The 25,389-nt window shown below is 71.7% G+C and carries 20 protein-coding genes and 1 other RNA gene; 5 read left to right on the forward strand and 16 right to left on the reverse strand.

What is annotated here, in order from left to right; translation table 11 throughout:
• Positions 1–109: 109 nt before the first annotated feature.
• The 6 genes from DEJ02_RS02125 to DEJ02_RS02150 all read right to left on the reverse strand — a co-directional run bounded on the left by DEJ02_RS02125 (position 110) and on the right by DEJ02_RS02150 (position 9,926).
• On the reverse strand, positions 110–1,537 hold the full coding sequence (locus DEJ02_RS02125) for a UDP-glucose/GDP-mannose dehydrogenase family protein (RefSeq protein ID WP_111031831.1): 1,428 nt from the start codon (positions 1,535–1,537) through the stop codon (positions 110–112).
• Complete coding sequence (locus DEJ02_RS02130) at positions 1,534–3,120, reverse strand: glycosyl hydrolase (protein ID WP_111031832.1); 1,587 nt, start codon at positions 3,118–3,120, stop codon at positions 1,534–1,536. The genes DEJ02_RS02125 and DEJ02_RS02130 overlap by 4 nt, the downstream gene beginning before the upstream one ends.
• Positions 3,113–4,747, reverse strand: coding sequence for a glycosyltransferase family 2 protein (locus tag DEJ02_RS02135; protein WP_111030163.1), 1,635 nt, complete (start codon positions 4,745–4,747; stop codon positions 3,113–3,115). Before DEJ02_RS02135 ends, DEJ02_RS02130 begins: the two co-directional genes overlap by 8 nt.
• Before the next feature lie 548 nt (positions 4,748–5,295).
• Positions 5,296–8,247, reverse strand: a complete 2,952-nt coding sequence (locus tag DEJ02_RS02140) for a bifunctional [glutamine synthetase] adenylyltransferase/[glutamine synthetase]-adenylyl-L-tyrosine phosphorylase (RefSeq protein WP_111031833.1) — start codon at positions 8,245–8,247, stop codon at positions 5,296–5,298.
• A 36-nt stretch (positions 8,248–8,283) separates the two neighbouring features.
• Positions 8,284–9,621, reverse strand: coding sequence for a type I glutamate--ammonia ligase (gene glnA, locus DEJ02_RS02145; protein WP_027465449.1), 1,338 nt, complete (start codon positions 9,619–9,621; stop codon positions 8,284–8,286).
• Positions 9,622–9,746: 125 nt separating this feature from the next.
• Positions 9,747–9,926, reverse strand: a complete 180-nt coding sequence (locus DEJ02_RS02150) for an SPOR domain-containing protein (protein WP_111023013.1) — start codon at positions 9,924–9,926, stop codon at positions 9,747–9,749.
• Between the two features lie 184 nt (positions 9,927–10,110).
• Between DEJ02_RS02150 and map the strand changes: the two genes are divergently transcribed.
• The 3 genes from map to rnpB all read left to right on the forward strand — a co-directional run bounded on the left by map (position 10,111) and on the right by rnpB (position 12,298).
• Positions 10,111–10,974 carry a type I methionyl aminopeptidase gene (gene map, locus DEJ02_RS02155; protein ID WP_071403965.1) on the forward strand — a complete coding sequence of 288 codons (864 nt, stop codon included), beginning with the start codon at positions 10,111–10,113 and terminating at the stop codon, positions 10,972–10,974.
• Positions 10,975–11,015: 41 nt separating this feature from the next.
• The gene (gene ppgK, locus DEJ02_RS02160) at positions 11,016–11,765 is read left to right on the forward strand and encodes a polyphosphate--glucose phosphotransferase (protein WP_027465446.1); all 750 of its coding nucleotides are present in this window, start codon (positions 11,016–11,018) and stop codon (positions 11,763–11,765) included.
• Positions 11,766–11,937: 172 nt separating this feature from the next.
• An RNA gene (rnpB, locus tag DEJ02_RS02165) (RNase P RNA component class A) lies at positions 11,938–12,298 on the forward strand.
• Between the two features lie 548 nt (positions 12,299–12,846).
• Here rnpB and DEJ02_RS02170 read toward each other — a convergent pair.
• From DEJ02_RS02170 to DEJ02_RS02215, 10 genes are all read right to left on the reverse strand, one after another.
• A complete protein-coding gene (locus tag DEJ02_RS02170; protein WP_027465445.1) occupies positions 12,847–13,581 on the reverse strand; it encodes a zinc ribbon domain-containing protein in 735 nt (244 codons plus the stop codon).
• Positions 13,582–13,583: 2 nt separating this feature from the next.
• Positions 13,584–14,429: a Nif3-like dinuclear metal center hexameric protein gene (locus DEJ02_RS02175; RefSeq protein WP_111031834.1), complete on the reverse strand. Its 846-nt coding sequence runs from the start codon at positions 14,427–14,429 to the stop codon at positions 13,584–13,586.
• Between the two features lie 134 nt (positions 14,430–14,563).
• Entirely contained in the window at positions 14,564–15,661 is a 1,098-nt protein-coding gene (locus DEJ02_RS02180; protein ID WP_111031835.1) for a hypothetical protein, read from the reverse strand.
• 106 nt (positions 15,662–15,767) lie between these two features.
• Positions 15,768–16,391 carry an alpha/beta hydrolase gene (locus DEJ02_RS02185; protein ID WP_111031836.1) on the reverse strand — a complete coding sequence of 208 codons (624 nt, stop codon included), beginning with the start codon at positions 16,389–16,391 and terminating at the stop codon, positions 15,768–15,770.
• A 64-nt stretch (positions 16,392–16,455) separates the two neighbouring features.
• Positions 16,456–17,439: an AraC family transcriptional regulator gene (locus DEJ02_RS02190; protein WP_111031837.1), complete on the reverse strand. Its 984-nt coding sequence runs from the start codon at positions 17,437–17,439 to the stop codon at positions 16,456–16,458.
• 129 nt (positions 17,440–17,568) lie between these two features.
• Positions 17,569–17,982 (reverse strand): ATP-binding protein, encoded by a 414-nt coding sequence (locus tag DEJ02_RS02195; protein ID WP_110863868.1) that lies wholly within the window; start codon positions 17,980–17,982, stop codon positions 17,569–17,571.
• Positions 17,982–18,317 carry an STAS domain-containing protein gene (locus DEJ02_RS02200; RefSeq protein ID WP_017886068.1) on the reverse strand — a complete coding sequence of 112 codons (336 nt, stop codon included), beginning with the start codon at positions 18,315–18,317 and terminating at the stop codon, positions 17,982–17,984. The genes DEJ02_RS02195 and DEJ02_RS02200 overlap by 1 nt, the downstream gene beginning before the upstream one ends.
• A 59-nt stretch (positions 18,318–18,376) precedes the next feature.
• Complete coding sequence (locus DEJ02_RS02205) at positions 18,377–19,585, reverse strand: multidrug effflux MFS transporter (protein ID WP_258378645.1); 1,209 nt, start codon at positions 19,583–19,585, stop codon at positions 18,377–18,379.
• Between the two features lie 181 nt (positions 19,586–19,766).
• Positions 19,767–22,424 carry a phosphoenolpyruvate carboxylase gene (locus DEJ02_RS02210; protein ID WP_111022923.1) on the reverse strand — a complete coding sequence of 886 codons (2,658 nt, stop codon included), beginning with the start codon at positions 22,422–22,424 and terminating at the stop codon, positions 19,767–19,769.
• Between the two features lie 182 nt (positions 22,425–22,606).
• Entirely contained in the window at positions 22,607–23,290 is a 684-nt protein-coding gene (locus DEJ02_RS02215; RefSeq protein ID WP_111031839.1) for a heme oxygenase (biliverdin-producing), read from the reverse strand.
• Positions 23,291–23,374: 84 nt separating this feature from the next.
• Here DEJ02_RS02215 and DEJ02_RS02220 point away from each other — a divergent pair, with 84 nt between their 5' ends.
• Positions 23,375–24,220 (forward strand): siderophore-interacting protein, encoded by an 846-nt coding sequence (locus tag DEJ02_RS02220; RefSeq protein WP_111031840.1) that lies wholly within the window; start codon positions 23,375–23,377, stop codon positions 24,218–24,220.
• Between the two features lie 602 nt (positions 24,221–24,822).
• Complete coding sequence (locus DEJ02_RS02225) at positions 24,823–25,389, forward strand: GIY-YIG nuclease family protein (RefSeq protein ID WP_111031841.1); 567 nt, start codon at positions 24,823–24,825, stop codon at positions 25,387–25,389.

The raw sequence follows: 25,389 nt of genomic DNA on the forward strand, positions 1-25,389 counted from the left end.
CCGACCAGCTACGCCCGATTCGACCAGGTACGCCCGAAACGACCAAGCCCCGGGCGCTCGGGAACGGGGCCCGCGCCGCCCGGCACGGACCCCGTCTCGCGAACGGTGACTAGCGGCTCGTGGCCAACGCGTCGTTCGTCCCCGCTGCGACGCTCACGGGTGCACCCGTGACCGGCGTGGGACGTCCCAGGGAACGGACGGTCCACCCCGCTTTCACCCAGTCGAGGACCGGGAGGCAGTTGCGCGCGTCGATCACGACGCGGCGCCCGACGAGCTCGCCGAGGGCGACCGGGTCGGCGGTGATGATGTCGTCCCACTCGGTGAGCACGAGGACGACGTCGGCGCCCTCGATCGCGTCCGTCATCGAGGCGGCGTAGCTCAGCGTCGGGAACGAGCGCTTCGCGGGCTCCATCGCCTCGGGGTCCCAGAGCGTCACCTGGGCGCCGCGGAGGTGCAGCGCGGCGGCGACGTTGAGCGCCGGGGAGTCCCGGACGTCGTCGGTCAGGGGCTTGAACGCGGCACCGATGACGGCCACGCGACGGTTGAGCACCGATCCCCCGGCCGAGTCGATCGCCATGTCGATGACCCGCTGGCGCTGCCCCATGTTGATCTCGTCGACCTGCTGCATGAGGCCGACGACCTGGCCGGCACCGATCTCGTTCGCGCGGTACATGAGCGCCCGGATGTCCTTCGGCAGGCAGCCGCCGCCGAAGCCGAGGCCGGCGTTCAGGAACTTCCGGCCGATGCGGGCGTCGTGGCCGAGGGCATCGGCGAGCGTGGAGACGTCGGCGCCGGTGATCGCGCACATCTCGGAGATCGCGTTGATGAACGAGATCTTCGTGGCGAGGAACGCGTTGGCGCTCACCTTGACGAGCTCCGCAGTGGCGAGGTCGGTGGTGATGACCGGGGTGCCCTCGCTGATGGGTGCGGCGTAGACCTCGCGGATCACGGCGTCGGCGGCCTCGGACGCGCCACCCCAGACCAGACGGTCCGGGTGCAGGGTGTCCTCGACGGCCTTGCCCTCACGCAGGAACTCGGGGTTCCAGATGAGCTCGGCGTCGATGCCGGCGGGGGTGAACTCGCGGACGATGCCGCGGAGTCGCGAGGCGGTGCCGACCGGGACCGTCGACTTGCCGACGATGAGGCCCGGGTGGGTGAGGTTCTCGGCGACGCCACGGGTGGCGCTCTCGACGTAGGCCAGGTTCGCGGCGTGCGACCCGGCCTTCTGCGGGGTGCCGACGCAGACGAAGTGGACGTCCGCGGCGGCGACGGCCGAGGCGATGTCGGAGGTGAACCGGAGCTTGCCGCTGGCGACGTGCTTCGTGATGAGCTCGGGCAGCCCGGGCTCGAAGAACGGGACCTCACCGGCCGACAGTGCGGCGAGCTTCGACGGGTCGATGTCGACACCGATGGTCTCGAAGCCCATCTCGGCCATGGCGGCCGCGTGGGTGGCGCCGAGGTAGCCGGTGCCGATGACGCTGATGACGGGTGCGGGGCGGGTGTCGGCCGATGCGGTCGACTTCTTGGACTCGCTCATTGCGTGACCTCCTGCAGGTCGTAGTCGATGTCGTTGCGCTTGATGCCCTCGGCGAAGGCCTTGAGGGAATCTGCGCGGGAGTTGAGACGCCAGTCGTTCGTGGTGCGCTTGCCGTCGATGATGGTGGTCGCGGTCTCGCTGAAGTACGCGAAGCCGACGATGTCCTTGTTGGCGGGGTCCGCCAGCGCATCGAAGAGCGAGTTGATCCACTGCGTCTTCTGCGGGTTCGCGACACTCGTGCCGGTCTCGGTCGCCCCGATCTCGTTGAGCATGATGCCCTTGCCCGGCGCGATCTGGCGGAGCTGCGTGAGCGTCGCTCCGAAGGTCGTGCCGAACGTGGGCTGCTCGGTGGCGTCGCGGTAGTAGCCGCTCATGCCGACCCAGTCCACGTAGTCCGCACCCGGGTAGTACTGCCGCATGTAGTCGAGCGTCTGGTACTTCGGGTTGCCGAGCTTGTCGATGCGGCTCGGGGACCAGTCCCAGATGACGTACTTGTTCGCACCGTTCGCCTGGAAGACGTCGTGCACGTGCTGCCACATCTTCACGTAGGAGCCGGCCGGGTTCTTCTGGTCGTCACCCTCGGACCAGTTGTACCAGGAGCCGTTCATCTCGTGGTCGAGACGGATGACCATCGGCTGCCCGTTGGCCGCCAGCGCCTTGGCGTACTTCGTCAGGTAGGCGTCGAACGACCCGCCGGAGATGTCCTCGTTGGTGTACCCGGGGACGTACTTCTGGTCGTTGCCGGTCTGCGCCGGCACCGTCTCCCACGTCATGAGCGGGACACGGCCGTTGGCCCAGGAGCGCTGCACCGCGGGGGCGTTGAACTCCTGGTCGAAGCCCTGGAAGAAGCCGGTCATGTTCGACGCGGTGCCGACCTGACGGGAGACCTCGTCGTACTCGGCCCAGTTGAACGGGGACTGCGCGGTGTAGAGGCCGTACCAGCGCGACTGCTGGCCGAGGATCTCGGCCTTGGTCGGTGTGACGACCGGGGTGGCACCCGGGTCGGTCGACGGACCGGGGTTCGGCTTCGAGCCGCCACCGTTGCCGGAACCAGAGCCGGACCCGGACCCGTTGCCGGAACCGGAACCGGAGCCGCTGCCGTTGTCAGACGAGCCCGAGCCGGACCCGGACGCACCGGCCGAACCGGCACCGGACCCGCCGGAACCCGAGCCACCGCTGCCGGAACCCGCGGCGTTGACGTTGGACGAGCCTCCCGAGTCCTTCGCGGCACCGAGCTGGGACTGCAGCGACGCGATCTGCGCCTTGAGTTCCGAGATCTGGTCGCCACGCGACCCGGCCTGGGCCGTGCGGGAGTCGAGCTTGCCCTCGAGCGACCAGATGCGCTCCTGGGCGGCGTCGAGCTGCGTCTGCAGCTCGGCGGCGGACACCTTCTTGGCCTTCGGCGCCTCGACGCCGAGCGCCTGGTGCACGGCGGTCGAGACGGGGCCGGAGGGTGAGATCCACACCGACCAGGTGATGAGGCCGAGCGCCAGCACGATGGCCGTCGTGCCGATGGCCGTCCGGCGGGCGTGCTTGCTGGACTGCGCCCACCAAGCACTCGAGGAACGGATGAAGTCAGACAATGAGGAACGCCTCCAGGGCGAAGATCGCGATGCCGATCACGTACGGGATCGCTGCGTACGGGTTGTACCGGCGGGCTCGGGCGGGGGCCGGCGCGGCTGCTCGCTGGGCCTCCTGCTGCGCGACCGCGGCTGCGGCCTCACGGCGGGTGGCGAGGACGGTGGTGGTGGAGTTGGTCGCCGCGTCGGCGCCGAAGAGCTCGTCGAACGCACGGTCCACGGCCACCTGGTCGACGGTCTCGAGCGGAGCGGGCGAACCAGCGCCCGAACCCGCCTGCCCGGACCCGGCCGACCGGGCACGTTCGGCGTCGATCGGACTGACCGGGACCTGCGCCGTGGAGGACAGCGGCTGGACGGCGTCCGCCGGGTCCTCCTGCATCGGACCGCCGGCGTAGGCACCGGCCCGGGTCCCCCAGCCGGACGCGTGCGCCAGGCGGAAGAAGCCGATGAGCCGGATCGGCATCAGGAAGAACGTCGACACGATGATGAACATCGGCAGGCGGAAGAAGTCGCTCGGCTTTTCGGACAGGTGCCGCATCTGGCGGATCGCCATGCTCAGCACGCTCGAGATCACCATGAGCGCCGCGACGTAGACGAACCCGGTCGAGAAGCCGTACTGCGACAGGATGCCCTGGTACAGGTTCTCGCCCTGGCCGGTGAAGGCGCGGTAGATCCAGCCGGCGATCACGCCGAAGAGCATGAACGGCAGGATGATGTCGGTGATGAAGAACGCCGCGAGGACCGGGGCGTGGCCGAGCATCCACGGCAGCATCCGCAGCGTGTTGTACTGCGAGCCGCGGGCCCAGCGGAGCTGCTGCTTGAACAGCTTCTTCACCTGCAGCGGGGCGTCCGTGTAGACCAGCGACGTGTACTGGTAGACGGTCCGGTACCCCTCCTTGAGCGTGAGGTTCGTCAGTGTCCGGTCGTCCGAGACCTCGAGGAACACGCCCATGAACTTCTCGTGCATGAACCGGTCCATCACCCGCATGAGGATGCTCCGGCGGAACGCGATGGTGCGCCCGGGCAGGCAGCCGATCTGCCCGAGGACACTCTGTGCCGGCATCGAGTACAGCGCCCGCGAGTTCTCGAGCCAGTCGGCCCAGCGGGTGATCCAGCTGCGCTCCGGCTCGAGGATGCGCTGCCGGGTCGTGACGCCACCGACGGACTCGTCGGCGAAAGGCTTGAGGAGCTCCTCGAGCGCGCCGGGGGTCCAGACGGTGTCGGAGTCGACCAGCACGGTGATGTCGCCGTTGGACATCTCGGTGCCGACCTTGACGGCGTTGCGCTTGCCCGGGATGGGCGTGTGGGTCCAGCGGACGAGCGGGGCGAACTCGTCGCAGACCTCCTCGAGCGCCTCGTTGCGGGCACCGTTGATGACGACGATGATCTCGCCGGGCTGCTGCTCGACCATGCGGCCGATGACGTCACGGAAGAGGTCGAGCGGTTCGTCCACGACGGGGACGACGACGCTGGTGGTACCGACGAAGGTGCCGGTGAAGGGGCGGTAGCGGGCGGAGATGACGACCTTGAGCAACCAGAGCAACCAGATCACCGCGGAGTACACGGCGAACAGGTAGAACTCGGGGTGGCCTTCGACCATCTGCCTGATCTGCAGAATGAAGGTGAACACTGATCCCTGCTTCAACGTTCGAGGTGGAGATTCCGCTTCATCGGGGAATCAGGGCCGGTTCGGGTGATGCAATTGATGCAGAACCTGAACGCGCGCGCAACGCGGCCCCCGTCCGGGGGCGTTACAGGCGCGTTACGGGGTACACACCGGTCCCCCTCTCGGCCGGTCGGAGTGGTCCCCCGTGGTGCTGACAGCACTCCTGCGGACCACGCCTCGACGCAGGGTCGCCCCGATGGGCGACAGGTGCGGCCTGGAGGCACGAGTCGGTTCCGACGGAAAGCCCAGGTCAGCAGGTGGTCACGCGGCGTGTCGGGGGACGTCGGAAAAGGTCCCCTGGCGGTCCGGTGGGAGTTCGGTCACGGCCCGGTAACGAGCCGGGCTCTGTTTCGAACAGGGGTACGAAGAGGGTGCCGTCGGGGGACGTCGTGCGACACGGAGAATTAACCTTCGATGGCTGCTCAGGTCGGGTCCGTCCGCGGACGCTCGGGCGTGTCGCGAGGTGCTCGGCGCTGCGTCGGCGGAGGGTCAGGCGCTGCGTCGCGGGCGGGTCAGGCGCCGTAGAACTCGCGCTCGAACACCTGGCGGGCGCGCCGCGTGACGCCGAGGTAGTCGTCCTCGAGGCGGCTCGCGGAGCCCGGCGGGTACTCCATCAGGCGGGCGACGCCCTCGAGCTGCACGCGGTCGACGGGCAGCACGTCGGTGGTCTTCCCCGACCACAGCACGAGGGCACTGCGGGTGCGCGACGCGAAGCGCCAGGCGGCCCCGAGTCGCTCGCCGTCCTCGGCGCCGACGAGTCCGGCGTCGACCGCGGCGTCGAGCGCCTCGAGCGTCGACGTGGTCCGGAGCGACGGGATCTCGAGCGCGTGCTGCAGCTGCAGGAGCTGCACGAACCACTCGACGTCGCTGAGTGACCCGCGACCGAGCTTGAGGTGCCGGGCCGGGTCGGCGCCGCGGGGCAGCCGCTCCGACTCGACGCGGGCCTTGATGCGGCGGACCTCGCGCACCTGGTGGTCGTCGATCCGCTCCGGGTACCGGGTGCGGTCGGCGAGGTGCTCGAAGTCACGCAGGAGCTGTGCGTCGCCGACGGCCCCGCGGGCGCGGAGGAGCGCCTGCGCCTCCCACGTGAGCGACCAGCGGGCGTAGTAGGCGCCGTAGGACTCGAGCGTCCGCACGACGGGACCGTTCTTCCCCTCGGGGCGCAGGTCGATGTCGAGGTCGAGCGGGTGGATGGTGTCCTCGGTCAGGCGGTTCAGCTCGCGCACGATGGTCTGGGCGGTCCGGGACGCGACCTCGGGCGCCAGGTCCGGTGCGCGGTACACGTACAGCACGTCGGCGTCCGACCCGACGCCGAGTTCCCGCCCGCCGTACCGGCCCATCGCGATGATGCCGAACTCGAAGCCCTCGGGCGCGTCCCGGCGGGCGAGCGCGAGGGCGCCGGCCAGGGTGGCCTCGGTGACGTCGCTCAGGGCCGGGCCGAGGCCGTCGACGTCGAGGGAGCCGAGCACGGCGGCCATGCCGAGCCGCAGGGTCTCCCGACGTCGAGCCGACCGGAGCAGCGCCGCGGAGCCGTCGACGTCGTTGCCGTGCCGGGCGGTGGTCGCGGTCATCTCGGCGAGAAGGGAGTCGATCGGCCGCGGACGCAGGAGCGCCTCGGGTTCGTCGAGCCAGGCGACCGCCTCGGGGAACCGCTCGAGCAGCCCGGACAGGAACGCCGACTCGGACAGCACCGTGGTGAGCGAGTGTGCGGCGCCGGACGAGTCGCGCAGCATGCGGAGGAACCAGCTCGACTCCCCCAGCCCGTCGCTCAACCGCCGGAAGGCCAGCAGCGCACGGTCCGGCGCCGGTCCCTCGGCCATCCAGCGCAGGAGCACCGGGAGCAGGTTCCGCTGGATCGCCGCGCGTCGGCTCGTGCCCTGCGTGAGGGCGCGGATGTGGCCGACGGCTCCGGCGGGGTCGACGAACCCGACACCGGCGAGCCGGTCGACGACCTGGTCGTTGGTCAGGACGATCTCGTCCTCGGTCGAAGCCACCGCGGACAGCAGCGGCCGGTAGAACAGGCGCTCGTGCAGCCCGCGGACCTCGAGCTTCACGGCGCGCCAGCGGGCCTCGAGCGCCGGCGCCGACGCCGCGACGCCGCTCGACCGGGCGAGCACCCGCAGCTCCTCTTCGTCGGAGGGCATGAGGTGCGTCCGCTGCAGGCGCCGGAGCTGGATGCGGTGCTCGAGCACCCGGAGCAGGGCGTAGTCGGGCCCGAACCGAGCGGCCTCGGCACGGCCGACGTACCCGGCGTCGGTGAGGGCGTCCATCGCCTCGAGCGTCGACCGGACCCGCACGGACGGGTCGTCACGGCCGTGTACGAGCTGCAGGAGCTGCACGGTGAACTCGACGTCCCGCAGGCCGCCGGGGCCGAGCTTGAGCTGGCGGTCGACGTCGGCGTCGGGGATGTGCTCGGTCACCCGCTCGCGCATGCGCTGCACCGACTCGACGAACCCCGGCCGGGTGGAGGAGTTCCACACGAACGACGCGACGGCCTCGGCGTACCGGGCACCCAGGTCTGCGGATCCCGCGATCGGGCGGGCCTTGAGCAGCGCCTGGAACTCCCACCCCTTCGCCCAGCGCTCGTAGTACGCCACGTGCGAGTCGAGCGTGCGGACGAGTGCGCCGTCCTTGCCCTCGGGCCGGAGGTTCGCGTCGACCTCCCACAGGGCGGGCTCGGCGGCGAGGTCGGTGATCGCGTGCATGGCGGCGATCGCGATGCGGGTGGAGACGAGCACGGCCCGGTCGGTGGGGACGTCGTCGGTGGGCTCGGTGACGAAGATGACGTCGACGTCGCTGACGTAGTTGAGCTCGCGGGCGCCGGCCTTGCCCATCGCGATCACCGCGAGCGGTGTCGCCGCGACGTCGGCCGCCGGGAACGGGACCTCGCGCCGGGCGATGTCGACCGCGGCGTCGAGGGTGGCTCCTGCCAGGTCGGCGAGGCCCGCCGCGACGGCCGGGAACGCATCGGTCGGCACGGCGTGCAGCACGTCGAACAGGGCGATCTGGGCCAGGTGCCGGCGGTAGCGCACGCGCAGGCGCATCCGGGCGTCCTCGCCCGTGGCACCGTCGACGGCCTCGGTCAGCGACGCCGTGTACCGCTCCTGCGACCACGGTTCGCCGACCGTTTCGAGCAGCAGTGCCAGCTCGGCCGGACGGCGGTGCAGGAACTCCCCGAGGCCGATCGACGCGCCGAGCAGGCGGATCAGGCGCTCGGTCGCGGCGTCGTCCGTCAGGACGGGGCGGAGCTCGTCCGGCGCGCGCTCGAGCAACCGCTCGAGCATCCGCAGGGCGCCGTCCGGATCAGCGGTGCCGCCCCAGAGTGCGGCAGACCCGGCGACCGGCAGCGGCACGTCGGGGCCGAACCGGGCCTCCAGGTCGGCAGCCCGCTCGAGGCTCTCCGACAGCTCGGCGAACCCCAGACGGGCCAGCTCCGAACGTGACGTCGTCGTCCGACCGGTCATGTGGAACGTGCTCCCGAGGGGTCAGGGCGCTCGGTTCTAGAGCGCGCCGAGGTTGGTGTCGAGCTCGAACGGGGTGACCTGGTCGCGGTAGCGCTTCCACTCCTGCCGCTTGTTGAGCAGCACGAAGTTGAACACCTGCTCGCCGAGGGTCTCGGCCACCAGCTCGGAGTCCTCCATGAGGCTCAGGGCGTGGTCGAGGCTCGCGGGCAGCTGGCTGTAGCCCAGCGCCCGGCGCTCCGAGTCGCTGAGGCTCCACACGTTGTCCTCGGCCTCGGCGGGGAGCTCGTACTCTTCCTCGATGCCCTTGAGCCCGGCCGCGAGCAGCAGCGAGTACGCCAGGTACGGGTTCGCCGCCGAGTCGATGCCGCGGTACTCGATCCGCGAGGACTGACCCTTGTTCGGCTTGTAGAGCGGCACGCGCACCAGGGCCGAGCGGTTGTTGTGACCCCAGGTCACGAAGGACGGGGCCTCGTCACCGCCCCAGAGCCGCTTGTAGGAGTTGACGAACTGGTTCGTCACCGCGGTGATCTCCGGCGCGTGCTTGAGCACCCCGGCGATGAAGTGCTTGGCGGTCTGCGACAGCTGGTACTGGCCACCGGCCTCGTAGAAGGCGTTCTGGTCGCCCTCGAACAGCGAGACGTGGGTGTGCATGCCGGAACCGGGCTGGCCCGAGATCGGCTTCGGCATGAACGTCGCGTAGACGCCCTGCTCGATCGCCACTTCCTTCACCACGGTGCGGAAGGTCATGATGTTGTCCGCCATCGTCAGTGCGTCGGCGTAGCGGAGGTCGATCTCGTTCTGCCCGGGGCCGGCCTCGTGGTGCGAGAACTCGACCGAGATGCCGAGGTCCTCGAGCATCCGGACCGACCGGCGGCGGAAGTCGTGCGCGCTGCCGCCGGGGACGTTGTCGAAGTAGCCGGCCTGGTCGACGGGCTGCGGTCCGCCGTCCTTCCACTCGCGGCTCTTCAGCAGGTAGAACTCGATCTCGGGGTGCGTGTAGAACGTGAACCCGCGGTCACTCGCCCGCGCCAGGGTGCGCTTCAGCACGTTGCGGGGGTCGGCCACGGCGGGCTGCCCGTCCGGCGTCGTGATGTCGCAGAACATCCGCGCGGTGGGGTCGATCTCGCCGCGCCACGGCAGGATCTGGAAGGTCGAGGGGTCCGGGTGTGCCAGGACGTCGGCCTCGTAGGAACGGGTGAGGCCCTCGATCGCGGAGCCGTCGAACCCGATGCCCTCGGCGAACGCGCCCTCGACCTCGGCCGGGGCGATCGCCACCGACTTCAGCGTCCCGATGACGTCCGTGAACCAGAGTCGGATGAACTTGATGCCGCGCTCCTCGATGGTGCGGAGCACGAAGTCCGTCTGCTTGTCCATGCACGACCTTTCCGTGTATCGGGTGGCCGCTGGCGGGCCTCGTCCCAGGCTAGTGGTCCGGCGGTGTGCGCGGGGCCGTGCGACGCGCCGTCACCGGGGCGCCGGCGGAGCGCCGGCCGCGGTGCTCAGCGGTCCTCGGCGTCCCACTTCTCGTTGTTCGCGGCGATGCGGTCGAGCGCGTGCTGCGCCTCCTCGCGCGTCGCGAACGGGCCGATCCGGTCACGCTGCGGGGACTGCGGGCCCTGCTCGACCTGGCCGGTCTTGTCGTTGAACCACCACTGGGACTCGATGCGTTCTTCGCTCATGTCGCCCACCGTACCCACGTGACCGCCTGGAGGCCCGGTGCCGGTCCGGCGGACCGGCACCGGGCCTCCAGGCAGTCACGTCCACCACGTCGGGCCGCACCCCGGGGCGGTCGCGCTCGGCGCGTCGGGCTGCGCCCTGGGGCGGTTGCGTTCGGCGCGTCGCGCCGCGGCTAGAGTGGTCCGCATGCCCCGGGACGAACACGGACACCTGACCGCCGGCCGCATCTCCCCGCACCGCGCCGTCCCGAAGGACATCGAGCGTCCGGAGTACGTCGGGAAGGTCGAGCCCCACGAGCACGGTCTCGGTGACACCTACACGCCGGACGAGGTCGAGCGCATCCGGGTCGCGGGACGCATCGCGTCGCAGGCCATCGACGCCGTCGGCGAGGCCATCCGCCCGGGTGTGACCACCGACGAGCTGGACCGCATCGGGCACGAGTTCGTCGTCGCGCACGGTGCCTACCCCTCCACGCTCGGGTACCGCGGCTACCCGAAGTCGCTCTGCTCGAGCCTCAACGAGGTCATCTGCCACGGCATCCCCGACGACACCGTCCTGCAGGAGGGCGACCTCGTCAACATCGACATCACCGCCTACAAGGACGGCATGCACGGCGACACGAACCGCACGTTCGTCGTCGGGCAGGCCGCGCCCGAGGTGTCGGACCTGGTGACCCGGACCGAAGAGGCACTGCGTCGCGGCATCAAGGCCGTCGCCCCGGGCCGGCAGGTCAACGTGATCGGCCGTGCGATCGAGGCGTACGCGAAGCGCTTCGGCTACGGCGTCGTCCGCGACTACACCGGACACGGCGTCGGTCGGGCGTTCCACTCCGGCCTGATCATCCCCCACTACGACGCACCGCAGTACGACACGGTGATCGAACCCGGCATGGTGTTCACCATCGAACCCATGCTCACGCTCGGCGGCATCGAGGCCGACATCTGGTCCGACGACTGGACGGTCTCGACCCGTGACAAGTCGTGGACCGCGCAGTTCGAGCACACCCTCGTCGTCACCGAACGCGGCGCGGAGCTCCTCACCGTCTCCTGACCGGACACCTCCGGCAGGCAACCGAAAGGCACGACAACCTCATGACCTCCCTCGCAGTCGGCGTCGACATCGGTGGTACGGGCATCAAGGGCGCGATCGTCGACGTCGCGTCCGGCGCCCTCACCACGGACCGCATCAAGAAGGCCACGCCCGAGGGCGGGAAGCCCCAGGACATCACGGCGGTGGTCAAGGAGATCATCGGTGAGCTCGCTCCCGGTGACGACGTCCCCGTGGGCGTCTGCTTCCCGGCGATCGTGCGGGACGGCAAGACGATGTCCGCCGCGAACGTGTCGAAGAAGTGGATCGGCTTCGAGGCCGAGGCGCTGTTCGAGAAGGAACTCGGCCGCTCCATCCACTTCGTCAACGACGCCGACGCCGCCGGGTTCGCCGAGCAGCAGTTCGGTGCGGCCAAGGGCAAGGACGGCCTGGTCATCGTGACGACGCTCGGCACCGGCATCGGCACCGCGCTCATCAACGACGGCGTGCTCATCGTCAACTCGGAGCTCGGGCACCTGGAGATCGAGGGGCACGACGCCGAGTCGCGCGCCTCGTTCGCCGCCAAGGAGCGCGACGACCTGTCGTGGAAGCACTGGGCGAAGCGTCTGCAGAAGTACTACTCGACGCTCGAGGCCCTGCTCTCCCCCGAGCTGTTCGTCGTCGGCGGCGGGGTCTCGAAGCAGTACGAGGAGTTCCTCCCGCTGCTCGACCTGCAGGCCGACATCATCCCCGCGACGCTCCGCAACAACGCCGGCATCATCGGTGCCGCGACCCTGGCGGCGCGCAGCGTCTAGCGCTGGTCGCGCGTACCTGGTCGGGGGTACTTGGTCGCGTGTGTACCTGGTCGAATCGGGCGTACCTGGTCGGAACTTCCGACCAGGCACGCCCGTTCTCATCAGGTACCCGTGCCTGTGGGGCTCCCCTCGCGTCGGGCACCGCGGAGCCGGGTAGACTCGCTCCAGCGAATGGGTCGGTGAGACGGTCGCGTCGCTCCCCCGGGAGCGCCGAGGAACGTCCGGGCTCCACAGAGCAGGGCGGTGGGTAACACCCACCCGGAGCAATCCGCGAGACAGTGCCACAGAAAGCAGACCGCCGGCGGCAACGTCGGTAAGGGTGAAACGGTGGTGTAAGAGACCACCAGGGGTCCGGGTGACCGGATCCGCTCGGTAAACCTCGCCCGGAGCAAGGTCAGACAGAGGACGTTGAGGCTGCTCGCCGAGTCCTCGGGTAGACCGCTGGAGGCCGACGGCAACGTCGGTCCGAGAGAGATGGCCGTCACCGCCGTGCAAGCGGCGGGACAGAACCCGGCGTACGGCCGGCCCATTCGCCCCTCCTCCGTGCCGCGTTCGTCGGCGTCGGTCGGCGTGCGCGGCGCGCGCGGTCAGGACTCCCCGCTCAGGTTCGCCGAGCGGTCACCAACCGTCGGCCGGCACGGCCGCAGCCGACCGTTCGTGGCCGCTCGGCGGCACGCACCCGACGCGTTGCGCCCAGCCCACGACGGACAGGAGGCGCGGTGCGGCGCCGCCACGGGCCTCCCGTCAGGCGGCACGCACGGTCACGACTCCCGGCTCAGGTTCGCCGAGTGGTCACCAACTGTCGGCCGGCAGGGCCGCAGCCGACAGTTCGTGACCTTTCGGCGCCCGGCGAGCGACGCGTTGCGCCCAGCCCACGACGGACAGGAGGCGCGGTGCGGCGCCGCCACGGGCCTCCAGGCTGGCGGCGCGCGCGGTCACGACTCCCCGCTCAGTTCTGCCGAGTGGTCACCAACTGTCGGCCGGCACGGCCGCAGCCGACGGTTCGTGACCTCTCGGCGGCACGCACACGAGGCGTTGCGACCAGCCCAGGACGGACAGGAGCCCCGGACGTCGCTCGCGTCTACAGCCCGGACTCGGCCGTCCGCACCAGGATCGCGTCGCTGTCGGGGCACAGCACCACGTCGTCGGGCGCAGCCCGGCGGATGGTCTGCAGGTCGGAGTTGTTGAGCGCCACGCCCGAGGCCGTCGACACGCCGCCCTGCAGCAGCGAGGCGCCGAAGCCGTAGCGCGCACGCTGCCGGTCGTACAGGGCGAGCAGCTCGGCCGGCACCTTGGCGGCGACGTCGGCGCGGGCCTGCTCGGCGGACTCGCGGTCGGCCGTCAGCCGGGCGATCTCGGCGTCGCGCTCGGCGACCAGGCCACCGCGGGCGGCCTCGACGTCGGCGAGCTTGGCCTCGATGTCACCGACCCGGGCGCGGAGGCCGTCGAGGTTCTCCATGATCTCGAGCTCGGCGGTCTCGAGGCCGCCGATGCGCCGCTGCAGCGAGTCGAGCTCGCTCTGCAGTCCGGCGGCGTCCTTCGCGTTCGCGACGTTCTGCAGCATCGTGGTGTCGCGTTCGACGCGGGCCTGCGCCACTGCGGTGTCGGATTCCAGGCGGGCGAGGTCGCGCTCGGCGTCCTCGACCTCGCCGGTGGCGGCGACGAGTTCGCTTCGGAGCGCAGCAGCCTGCTTGCTCAGCTCGGTCAGCTGGTCGCCCTTCTGCAACGACGTGATGCGGTGCGCGATGCGGGTGACGTCGTTGTCGAGACGCTGGACGTCGAGGAGGATGACCTGGTCCTCGGGTGCTGCCTTCATGGTCAGGCTCCTTCTGTGGGGGTGGTGGGTTCGGCGGCCGGCAGGACGGCGAAGTCCCACGGGTCGGTGCGGAGGTCGCTCACGGTGACGCGGACCCCGGCCCGGGTGCGCAGCTGCTCTGCGGCGACGTCGAGCCAGAGCCACTCGGTGGCCCAGTGCGAGGTGTCGATGAGCGCCGGCCCGCCGCCGAGGAGCGCCTGTTCGCGGAACTCCGAGGCCGGGTGGTGCCGCAGGTCGCTCGTGATGTAGACGTCGGCGTCGAGCACGGCGGGGTGGCCGAGCAGCGAGTCGCCGGCACCCGCGCAGAGCGCCACGGTGCGGACCGGCTGGTCGAAGTCACCGGAGACGCGGACCCCGGTGGCCGTGGGCGGCAGCAGGTCGACGAGCTTGCGGGCGAGGGCGCCGAGGGTCGTCCCCTCGGGCAGCACGCCGACGCGCCCGATGCCCGTGTCGGGGTCGGCTCCGGCGTCGAGCGGGCGCTGCGTGGTCAGCCCGAGACGGTCGGCGAGGACCGCCGAGGTGCCGGTCGTCACGACGTCGGCGTTGGTGTGCGCCGCGAGCAGGGCACTGCCGCCGCGCACCAGCGTCGCGAGGACGCTGCCCTTGTAGGTCGACTCGGCGATCGTCGTCACCCCGCGGAGCAGCAGCGGGTGGTGCGTGAGCAGGAGCCCGGCACCGAGTTCGACGGCTTCACGGGCGGTGGCCGGGACCGCGTCGACGGCGAGGTGCACGTGCTCGACGGTGGCGTCCGGGTCGCCCGCGACGAGCCCGATGGAGTCCCATGACTCAGCACCGGCGGCGGGCCACAGGTCCTCGATCACGGCCTGGAGTTCGCGGAGCGTCGGCATCCCGTCAGTCTACCGAGGCGACCGCCCCGCACGGGGCAGCCGGTCCGTCTGGGGTGATCCGGGCCTCCAGGCAGTGCAGCCGGAGGCGGGGTGACCGGAAGCGGTGCAGCCGACCGCGCCGCGGCCGCGGGGCGTCAGCGACGACCGAGCAGGCCGAGCAGGCGGTCGACGAGTCGCGACCACCAGCCGGCCGGGGCCGGTGCTGCCGCGGTGTCGGTGTCGGTGTCGGTGTCGGTGTCGGCTTCCGTCGCGTCCGCGACGGAGGCCGGGAGGACGGGTGCGGCGACTGCGTCCGGCAGGACGACCGGCGTGCTCGCGGTGACGCCCTGGTGCGCGGTGAGCGCGGCGGCGAAGGCCGCGCGGTCGATGACCGTCGGTCCGGTGGCGGGCAGGACGAGCGGGGTGGGTCGCGTGGCCGCGGACACCGGGGACACGGCTGGGAGGCCCAGCACCGGTCGGACGGGTTCGTCGCGTTCCGGGGTGACGAGTGCCACCACCGGCGCGGCTTCCGCGGTGGGTGCGGTTGCCTGCGCTGCTGCAGGGACGCTCCGTGCTGCGCGGGTCGGCACGGGTGCCGGCCGGGTGACGAGCGCCACCGGCGCGGTCGCTGCGCGGCGGGCTGCGGCACGGTCGCGGCGGTCCGCCTCGGCGGCGGCGTCGGTGAGCAGGTCGGCGAAGACGGTGTGGGCGAAGGCGCGGGCGGCCGTCACCTCGGGGTCGTCGGAGCCGGCGACGGTGGCTTCCCACGCGGCGAGGCGGGCGAGGTCCTCGTCACGGCGGCGGACCTCGTCCTCGAGCAGGACGATGCGCTCGATGCTGCTGCGGCCCGTGGACGACGACACCTCCACCGCGAGGTCCTCGATGCGCAGGGCCAGACGCTCCGGCGGCTCCGGGAACGACGGGGCGCAGACCGCGGCGTGGCGGGCGCGGTCGCGGCGGAACGCGGGGGCGGCGACGGGTGCCGACCGGGTCGTCTCGTCGGCCGGTGCCGGGGTGGCGACGTGCGCCGGGGCGGTCGGCTGCTGGGCAGTCGTCGCGTCGGAGGTCGCTCGGTCGGCGATCGTGGTGGTGTCCGCGGCGTGTCCGGGGCGCTGCACGGGGCCGGTGACGGGCGGGACGACGAGGTCCGGCACGTACGGGGCACGGGTCGCCGGTGCGTCGCGGAGCCACTCCTCGAGCTCGCGGCCGAACGGGTCCACGAGCGGGGTGCGTGCGCCGGACTGGGTCTCCATGTCCGAAGGATAAATATCGCGCGGGCCGAAACGCGGGACATCCGCGGTGTGTCGCTGCACCGCCTGCCATATCGCGGCGGAGTTGAGCGGCGTGTCGCGCCCGTCGTCACCGAGGTGGGCGCAGGCCGTCCTCGAACGCCCGCAGCAGTTCCCGGCCCGCGGGCCAGTCCCCCACGCCGCTCGCGACGTTCACGTGCCCGAGGGCACCGACGCGGACGACGTCCGCGCCCATCGCGTCGGCGAACACGAGCGCCCGGTCCGCGCTGCAGTACGGGTCGTCGTCGCTCACGACGAGGCGCGTCGGGACCCGCTGGGCCGAGGGCACCGGGCGCGGCGTCACGAAGCCCGATGCCTCGTCCGGGAAGGTGTCGCCGAGCGGGTCGGGTGGGGCGACGAGGAAGGCACCGGCGACGAGCGCGGGAGCATCCGCCGTGGTGGCGAGCCAGTCGGCGACGGCCAGGACGCCGAGGCTGTGGGCGATGAGGACCGGGGGCTCCGGGCACGAGGCCACGGCCGTCGAGATCGCGGCGCGCCAGTCGTCCGGGTCCGGATCGCTCCACGAGGCGGGGGCGATGCGGACGGCGGCGGACTGCTGGTGCTGGTCGCGCTGGCCGTGCTGGTCGTGCTCGTCGTGCTCGTCCTGCTGCTCCCGCTCCCAGACGGACTGCCAGTGGTCCGGGTCCGAGTTCCAGATGCCGGGGGCGATGACCCACGGTCGCGATCTGCTCACCCGGGCAGCGTAGCGAACCGTCGAGGCACCGTTCCGGAGTGTGACGCGCGGTCCACTGCCCGGCTCAGAGCTGCGGGACCGCGCCGCGGGGCTGCTGCAGCGTGTCGCGCGGGTACTGGCCGAAGCGGGACGCGTACGCCGCCGAGAACCGGCCGAGGTGCGCGAAGCCCCAGCGCAACGCCACGCTCGCCACCGTCAGGTCGCCCGCAGACGCACGCCGGAGTTCCTCGTGCACGCGGTCCAGCCGGATGCCACGGAGCATGGCGTTCGGCGCCGTGCCCACCTGCCGCTGGAACGCCTGCTGCAGCCCCCGGACGCTCAGGCCGACGTGCTCGGCGACGTCGGTCGTGGTCACGGGTGTGTGAGCGAAGGCGTGCATGAACTCCACGGCCTCGCGGACGCGACCCGTGGCTCCCTGTGGCAGCGCGACGTCGGGGGCGATGGACTCGTGGGGGAATGTGCGGAGGAAGGCCAGCGCGGTCTCACGCACGGTCTCGGCGAGGGCCAGCTCGGTGAGCGGCGCCGGACCGAGCACGATCGCTGCGGCGCGCTGCACCCGGCTGTTCCAGGCGCGGAGGTCCTCGGGCCGGGGCGCGGCGGTGTGGTCGAACACGAGGGGGCCGGGCCGGGTGCCGTGCACCTCGGCGGCGACGCGCTCCAGGTACGTGCGGTCGAACTGCACGAGGCTCTGTCGGACGTCCTGCAGGTCGAACACGAACGGACGCCGCGTCGGGAACACCCGCGGGGTCCCCGGTGCGAAGTCGACCTCCTGGCGACCGACATCGACGCGGCCACCGCCGTCCGACGTCCACATCACGACGTACTCATCGGGGACCTCGACCTCGCCCTGCATCCGCCCGTCGAACCGGGTGGAGCGGAACGTCATCGATCCGTCGCCCACGACCTGGAACCGGTACGCGAACGGACGATCGGTCCGGGACGCCGAGAACCCCGTGCTCTCGTAGGCCTCTTCGTACAGTTGCACGGCCGCGTCGAGTCCGGCGCCGGACGTCTCGAACCGGATCCGGGGATCAGGGTCGACAGTCATCGCGCGAATCGTGACACGGTGTCCGGGAAACGCGACAATCGCCGACCCGTCATTGCGGTTTGCGGCCCACGGAGTGCGCTGGGCGGACGACCGGTGGGCTCCGTCGGTGCAGGACGGACGTGCTCCCGCTCAGTGCCGGGAGCGCAGCACCGTCCAGCGGTTCCGGTCGGCGACGCGTTCGTACCGCAGGTCGTCGACGACCATGCGGACGAGGGCGAGCCCACGACCGCCCTCGGCGAAGTCGTCGGGCAGCACGGCGGCGTCGGGATCCACCGTCGCCGCGACCCCGTCGTCGGACAGCAGCGCCTGGAAGCGCTCGTCACCGATCTCGAGCCGGAGCTCGCACGAGACACCGTCCGGGCGGGCGCCGTGCTCGATGACGTTCGAGGTGAGTTCGACGAGGGCGAGTTCGAGGGCCATCCGGTCCTCGGCGGTGACGGACGGTTCGTGCTGCCACACGCCCGCGAGGAAGTCGTGCACGGCGGACACGTCGTCCGGAGGGCACGCCAGTGCGAGCATGTGCTCGGCGACGGGGGCGGTCATCACCAGTCGGTCACCGCGGCGTCCCCGTCGGGGTACGTCCGCAGGATCTTGTCGATGTTGGAGAGCTTGAGCACCATCTGGACCTGTTCCGACGGCGCCGCGATGCGGAGGTCGCCGCCGGCCTGACGTGCGGTCTTCAAGCTGCCGACCAGGGCGCCGAGGCCGGAGGAGTCCATGAACTCGACCCCGGAGAGCTCGACCACGAGCCGCGAACGCCCGTTGCCGACGATCTGGGCGACGGTCTCGCGGAAGGTGGGCGCGGAGACCATGTTGAGCCGGCCGCTGCACTCCAGGACGGCGGTGTCGGTCTCCGCCTCGTGTACGACGATGTCCATCTCGGTGGGTCTCCTCAGATCGGTGCGCCTTGCAACCAGCAACCTACCGGCTCGGACCGTCAGTTGTGGGACCGGTTTCGCCGCGTCGCCGTCACCTGGACCACGACGGCCGCGGCCATCAGCGCTGCCATCACCCCGCCCATCGCCAGTGCGGTGCCGCCGAGGGCGCCGGCGAGCGGGGTGCCGAGACCGCCGATGCCGAAGGTCAGGCCGCCCTGCAGGGCAGCCGCCGTGCCCGGGTGCGCCGCGCCGACGTGCTGCGTGCGGGTCATCGCCGCCGGCAGGACGAAGCCCCACGCGGCCGTCACGACCGCGAGGGCGCACCACACCGGCACCGGCCCGAGCCCGAGGAGCGCCGACACCAGCACAGCCGTGGCCCCGACCGTCCCGACGACCAGACCCAGGGTCAGCAGGGCGTCCTCGCTGAACCGCCCGACGAGCCGGCCGAACAGCAGGGTCGTGACGATCATCATCGATGCGTTCGTGGCGAAGACGAGCGTGTACAGCCCCTCGGAGAACCCGAACTCCGACTGGAACACGAATGAGCTCGTCGCGATGTAGGCGAAGAACCCCACCGTCGACAGCACCCCGCTCAGCACGTAGGCCCGGAACCGCGGGATCGCCAGGAGCTCGCGGATGCGCTGCCCGTTCGCCGCGAACCCGACGCCACCACGGCGCTCCGGCGGCAGGGTCTCGCGGAACCGCAGCACCACCGCCACGAAGAACACGGCACCGAGCACGGCCAGCACGACGAACATGAGCCGCCACGTCCCGACCGTCAGCACCGCTCCCCCGGCCAGCGGGGCCACCACGGGTCCGATCGCGTTGATGGCCGCGAGCGTGCCGAACACCTTCGCCATCCGGGTGCCGCTCGTCACGTCGGACACCATCGCCCGACCGGCCACGGCGCCCGCAGCACCGGCGAGTCCCTGGGCGACGCGGGCCACCACCAGCGTCACGACGTCGGGGGCGAGCGCGCAGCCGACCGACGCGAGGGCGAACAGGGCGGTCCCGACGACGAGCATCGGCCGACGACCGATCCCGTCGCTCACCGGTCCGACGAGCAGCTGGCCGACCGCGAAGGCCACGAGGAACGCCGTGAGCGACAGCTGCACCGCGCCGGGCGTGGTGCCGAGGTCGCGTGCGATGGCCGGGAGTGCGGGGATGTACATGTCCGTCGCGAACGGCGAGACCCCGACGATGAGCGCCAGCGGCACGATCGGGGGCAGCACGGTCGTCGTCGGTCTCGGGCTGCGCTCCGTCGTCACCTCGGACACGCTACGCGTCCCCGAATCGATTCGACAGGCACTTCGTGAGCAGCAACGGTCGGTTCGCGGTGCCGGAGGCGACCGTTCCTGCTCAGGAAGTGCGGGCCCGGGACGTGCGCGGGGACGGACGGGAGGCCCGGTGCCAGTTGGCACCGGGCCTCCTGTCCGTCGGGTGGGGGCGTCAGCCCGTGTTCTGCAGGCCGGCCGCGATCCCGTTGACGGTGAGCAGCAGGAGCCGGTGGTCGGCGTCCGTCGGGTCCGTGCTGCCGGACGTGCGGATGGCGCGCAGCGCACGGAGCTGCAGGTGCGACAACGCGTCGACGTACGGGCTGCGGAGGCGCACGGCGCGGGCGAGGACGGGTCGGTCCTCGAGCACGTCGCTGCCGCCGGAGACGCGGAGCACCCAGTCGCGGGTGCGGACCATCTCGTCGAGCACCTTCGCGGCGAGGTCGTCGCGGTCGGCGAGCTCGAGGTACCGGCGGGCGATGTGCTCGTCGGTCTTCGCGAGCGACATCTCGACGTTCTTGATCATCGCGGCGAAGAGCGGCCACTCGGCGTAGGCGGCGCGGAGGACATCGACGTCGCCGACGGCCTCGAGCGCGGAGCCGAGCCCGTACCAGCCGGCGAGGTTGATGCGCGCCTGCGTCCACGAGAACACCCACGGGATGGCGCGGAGGTCCTCCAGCGACTCCACCGACAGGCCGCGACGGGCCGGGCGGGAGCCGAGGGGCAGCAGGCCGATCTCCTCCATCGGGGTGACCCGGGCGAACCAGGGCGCGAAGCCGTCGGCCTTGACCAGGTCGTAGAAGGCGACGCGCGAGACGTCGTCGAGCTGCTGGGCGAGGTCGGCGAACCGGGCGGCCGCGGCGGCGGTGCGCGCCTCGTTCGACGGCGTCGACGCGAACAGCGTCGCCGAGGCCATCTGCTCGAGGTGGCGCGCGGCGATGTCCTGGTCGCCGTACTGGGCGAAGATGACCTCGCCCTGCTCGGTGAGCTTGAGTCGGCCGTCGATCGATCCCGGCGGCTGCGCGAGGACGGCCTCGTTGGCGGGACCGCCGCCCCGGCCGAGCGAACCGCCCCGGCCGTGGAACAGGGTCAGCTCGATGTCGTTGTCGCGGGCCCAGTCGGCGATGCGGGCCTGCGCGTCGTACAGCGCCAGGTTCGCGGACACCGGGCCGACGTCCTTCGACGAGTCCGAGTAGCCGAGCATGACCTCGAGCCGACGGCCGGTCGCGGCGAGACGTCGCTGGAAGGCCTCGGTGCGGACCGCCTCGTCGAGGATGTCGACGCTGGCGTGCAGGTCGGCGAAGGTCTCGAACAGCGGGATGACGTCGAGCACCGGCGCAGCCTCGGCGGACCCGAGCGCGGCGACCGCGAGCTCGTGCACGTTCGCCAGGTCGGCCGGGGACTGCGTGAACGACACGATGTACCGGTTCGCCGCGCGGACGCCGTAGCGGGACTGCAGCCCGGCGATCGTGCGGAAGACGGCGAGGACCTCTTCGGTGGTCTCGCTCAGTTCGCCACCGGCGCGGATCTCCGCCAGGGCGGTGCGGTGCACCTGCGAGTGCTGGCGGACCTCGAGCTCGGCCAGGTGGAACCCGAAGGTCTCGACCTGCCAGATCAGGTTCTGCAGCTCGCCGTTCGCCGGGCGGATCGCGCCGGCGGCGATGAGCGACGCCTGGATGGTGCGGAGGTCGGCCAGCAGCGCCTCCGGGCCGTCGTAGGCCAGCGGTGTGGTGCCGGTCCGGGTGGCGTCGATGCGCGCGGCGACGAACAGGAGCGCACGACGGTGGGTCTCGTTCGGTGCGCGGACGCCGATCCGCTCGGCGATGCCCGGGTCCAGGGACTCCTGCGCGGCGACGAGGGCGGTGAGGCCGGCGTCGGCGGGGGTGTCGCTCGCGTCGAGCGTCAGGGCGCTGCCGATGCGGGTGGTCGCGCGGGCGAGGCCGAGCAGGATGTGCTCCGCCGCGATCTCGGCGGCCTGGCGGGTGACGTCGGCCGTCACGTGCGGGTTGCCGTCGCGGTCGCCGCCGATCCAGGTGCCGAACCGCACGAACGCGGGCGCGATCACGGAAGCGCGGCCGGCGTCGTCGCCCTGCAGCCGGTCGTCGAGCAGGCGGTACACCTGCGGGACGATCTCGAACAGGGTCTGGTCGAACACGCTCATCGCGGTGCGGACCTCGTCGAGCGGGGTCGGCCGGGTGGTGCGGAGCGGGGAGGTGCGCAGGAGGGTCGTGATCTCCTCGAGCAGGCGGCGCTCGTTCTCGGCGCGGGCCGTCGCGTTCCGGGCACGGTCGCGCTCGTCGATGAGGTCCGTGATGCGGCGGACACCCGTGGTGACCGCGCGGCGGCGGGCCTCGGTCGGGTGGGCCGTCAGCACCGGGTGGAACCGCAGGGTGCGGAGCCGCTCGGCGGCCTCGGCCTCGCCGACCTCGGCGACGAGCTCGGCGTAGGTGGCGGGGAACGAGTCGCCGGCCACGCCACCGTCGTCACCGCGCTGCCGGAGGACCCGCACGCGGTGGTGCTCCTCGGCCAGGTTCGTCAGGTGGAAGTACGTGGTGAACGCCTGCGCCACGGCCTCGGCGCGTTCGGCCGACATGCCCGAGACGATCGCCTGGGCACGCGCTGCACCCTCGGCGTGGTCGCCCTCGTAGGCGTCGATCACGGCGGCGCGCAACGACTCCACGTCGTGGAGCAGTTCGTCGCCCCCGTTCTCCCGCAGCACCCGGCCGAGGAGGTTGCCGAGGTACCGGACGTCGGCGCGCAGGTCACTGTCGACCGCACCGCTGACGTCGTCCCGCGCGCGCTCGTGGCGTGCAGATCCGTCGATCGCCGTCATGGAGTCCTTTCCGGGTCGTCCGGGAGGCTGGTCCCGGGTCCCAGCAGCGTATCGGCACCCGGGGGCGCATGACGTCGACCGTCCGGACGGACGCGGAGCGGGGTCCGGACGGACGCGGGGCAGGGTCCGCGCGGGGCCGGGCGGTCCCGCGCGCGGCCTTGCTTGGGTACTCCCCCGATGGGTCAGGCAGGCACGGAGGCGCTGCCCGGCTCCTGACGGAACGGCGCACGGCGGGCATCGAGGCCGGCGAGCAGCCCACGGTTCAGCTCGTAGGCGAGCTCGACCTCGGCGATCACCCGCTCCTGTTCCTCTGCCGTCCAGGGCGCGGCGTCGAGCTGGGCCCGGTAGGTGTGCTCGAAGTCGCTCGGGTCGGCGACCTGGTCGAAGATGTAGAAGAGGACACCGTTCGTGTCGAACCCGAACCGCTCGGCCAGCACCTGCCCGATCACGTGCCCGCCGGACACGTCGCCGAGGTACCGCGTGTAGTGGTGCGCCACGAAGCCGCCGGGCCACTCCGCCGCGACCTCGTTGAGGCGTCGCACGTACGCGGTCGTCGCGGGCAGCGGGCACACCAGCTCGGACCAGTCCGGGCCGATCAGGTACTCGAGGTCGGCACGGATCGCCGGCATCCGGGTGAGCTGCGCGGTGACGAACGGCGCCGCGACGGGGTGGTCGGTCATGCGTTCCGCCGCCCGCTCGAGCGCGTCGTACACGAAGGCGTACTGTCCGAGCAGGTCCGCGTAGTCGGCGACGTCGCAGTCGCCGCCGAGCAGGTCCTGCATGAAGCCGCTCGTGGCCGAGGCACCGTGCGAGCGCCGCGTGCGACGCCGCAGCAGCTCGGAGAACGGGATGACGGTCGAGTCCATGAGGTAAGGCTAACCTTAGTGATGCGCGCGTCAAGCAGGGATCACCCAGGTGGCGCCGAACCTGCGAGAGGAAGCTCCCCCACGATGAGCTCGAAACCCAAACGCCCCCAGCACGTCTTCGTCGTCGACCGCACCGAACGCCTCTCGCCCCACATGGTGCGCGTGCACCTGGGTGGCTCGGCCTTCGAGGACTTCGTCGCCCAGGCCGACCCTGACCGGCTCGGCTCGACCGACAGGTACGTCAAGCTCCTGCTCGCGAAGCCGTCGCTCGGACTCGTGCCGCCGTACGACCTCGAGGCCCTGCGCGAGACCCTGCCGAAGCACGACCGCCCCGCCCGCCGCACCTACACGGTGCGGGCGGTCGACCACACCACGCGGAGCATCGCGATCGACTTCGTCGTGCACGGCGACGAGGGCCTCGCCGGTCCCTGGGCAGCGTCCGCGCAGCCCGGCGACCGGCTCGCCCTGTCCGGGCCCGGTGGTGGCTACGCGCCGAGTACCGACCCGGCGGTCACGCACGTGCTGCTCGGTGACGACAGCGCCCTGCCCGCGATCGGCGCCGCACTCGAGTCGATGCCCGACTCCGCCACCGGGGTCGCCCTGGTCGAGGTGGCCGGGCCCGCGGACGAGCAGGACATCCGGCACCCGGCCGGGGTCGACCTGCGGTGGCTGCACCGGGACGCCACCGGCGCCCAGCCGGGCACGCTCCTGCTGGAGACGGCCCGCGGGCTGCCGCGTGCCTCCAGGCCGGTCCAGGTCTTCGCGCACGGCGAGCGGACCGCGATGAAGGCGATCCGTCGACTGCTGCAGGACGACTGGGGGCTGGAGAAGCGTGAGATGTCGTTGTCGGCGTACTGGGCGCTCGGTCGTGGTGAGGATGAGTTCCAGGAGGAGAAGCGCGAGCCCGTCGGGGTGATCTTCACCGACTGACGGCGGCCTGCGTGCCCGTTCCTTCCCATGGCGGGCGCGATGGCTGGTGGGAACGGGCATACCTGGTCGGAAGAACCGACCACGTATGCCCGATTCGACCCAGTACGCGCGTTCTCGGTCGGTACGCCTGTTCTCGGTCGGTGCGCCCGGCGGCCGGGGTGCCGGGTTCCCTCAGGTACGCCCGTTCTTGGTCGGTACGCCCGGACCGGCGGACGTGCGGGGCGCCGAGTTCCCGCAGGTACGCCCGTTCTTTCCCAGAACGGGCGCGATGGCTGGTGGGAACGGGCATACCTGGTCGGAAGAACCGACCACGTATGCCCGATTCGACTCAGTACGCGCGCTATTGGTCGGTACGCGCGTTCTCGGTCGGTACGCCCGGATCGGCGGACTTTCGGGGTGCCGGGTTCCCTCAGGGACGCCCGTTCTTTCCCAGAGCGCGCGCGATGGCTGGTGGGAACGGGCATGCCTGGTCGGAAAAACGAACCAGGGACGCCCGATTCGACCAGGGACACCCGATTCGACCAGGGACGCCCGGTACGCACAGCGCGCGGAGCAGCCGGGAGGCCCGGGGCACGTCGGTGGGTCGGGCTAGCGTTCGGCGCATGGTCACCTCGTCGTGCTGCGTGCCGGGTTGCGCGGGCGTACTCGCGGACGGTCTCGCGGGCGTCCCCCTGTGCGGCGCGCACGTCGCGTTCGTCGCCGACCTCGCGGCCGAACACCCCGGCATCGAGGACGCACTGCCCGGCCCGTGCCCGGCGTGCGGTTCGCGGATCGGGGTGCGGTACCCCTCGGGGATGGTGTGTGCCCGGTGCGAGTGGCGGTGGGGTGACGTGCCGGACGGCGACCTCTCTCCCCCTCGGGTCGACGTCGTCTACTACCTGCGGATGCGCGACGACTTCGGCGACCGCATCAAGATCGGCACGACGATGAACCCCCGGCAGCGGCTCGCGGCGATCCCGCACCAGGACCTGCTGGCGTTCGAGCGCGGCGACCGGACCCTCGAACGCCGACGGCACGCCACGTTCGCCGCCAGCCGGTACCCGGGTACCGAGTGGTTCCGGGTGACGCCGGAGCTCCTGGCCCACGTGGACACCGTCGCTGCCGGGGTCGACGACCCGTGGGGCCTGCACGCCCGGTGGACGAGCGAGGCGCTCGCGCTGCGGGGCTGA

Origin of the sequence: Curtobacterium sp. MCLR17_042 (genome assembly GCF_003234695.1) — a bacterium.
Taxonomy (GTDB): Bacteria; Actinomycetota; Actinomycetes; order Actinomycetales; family Microbacteriaceae; genus Curtobacterium; species Curtobacterium flaccumfaciens.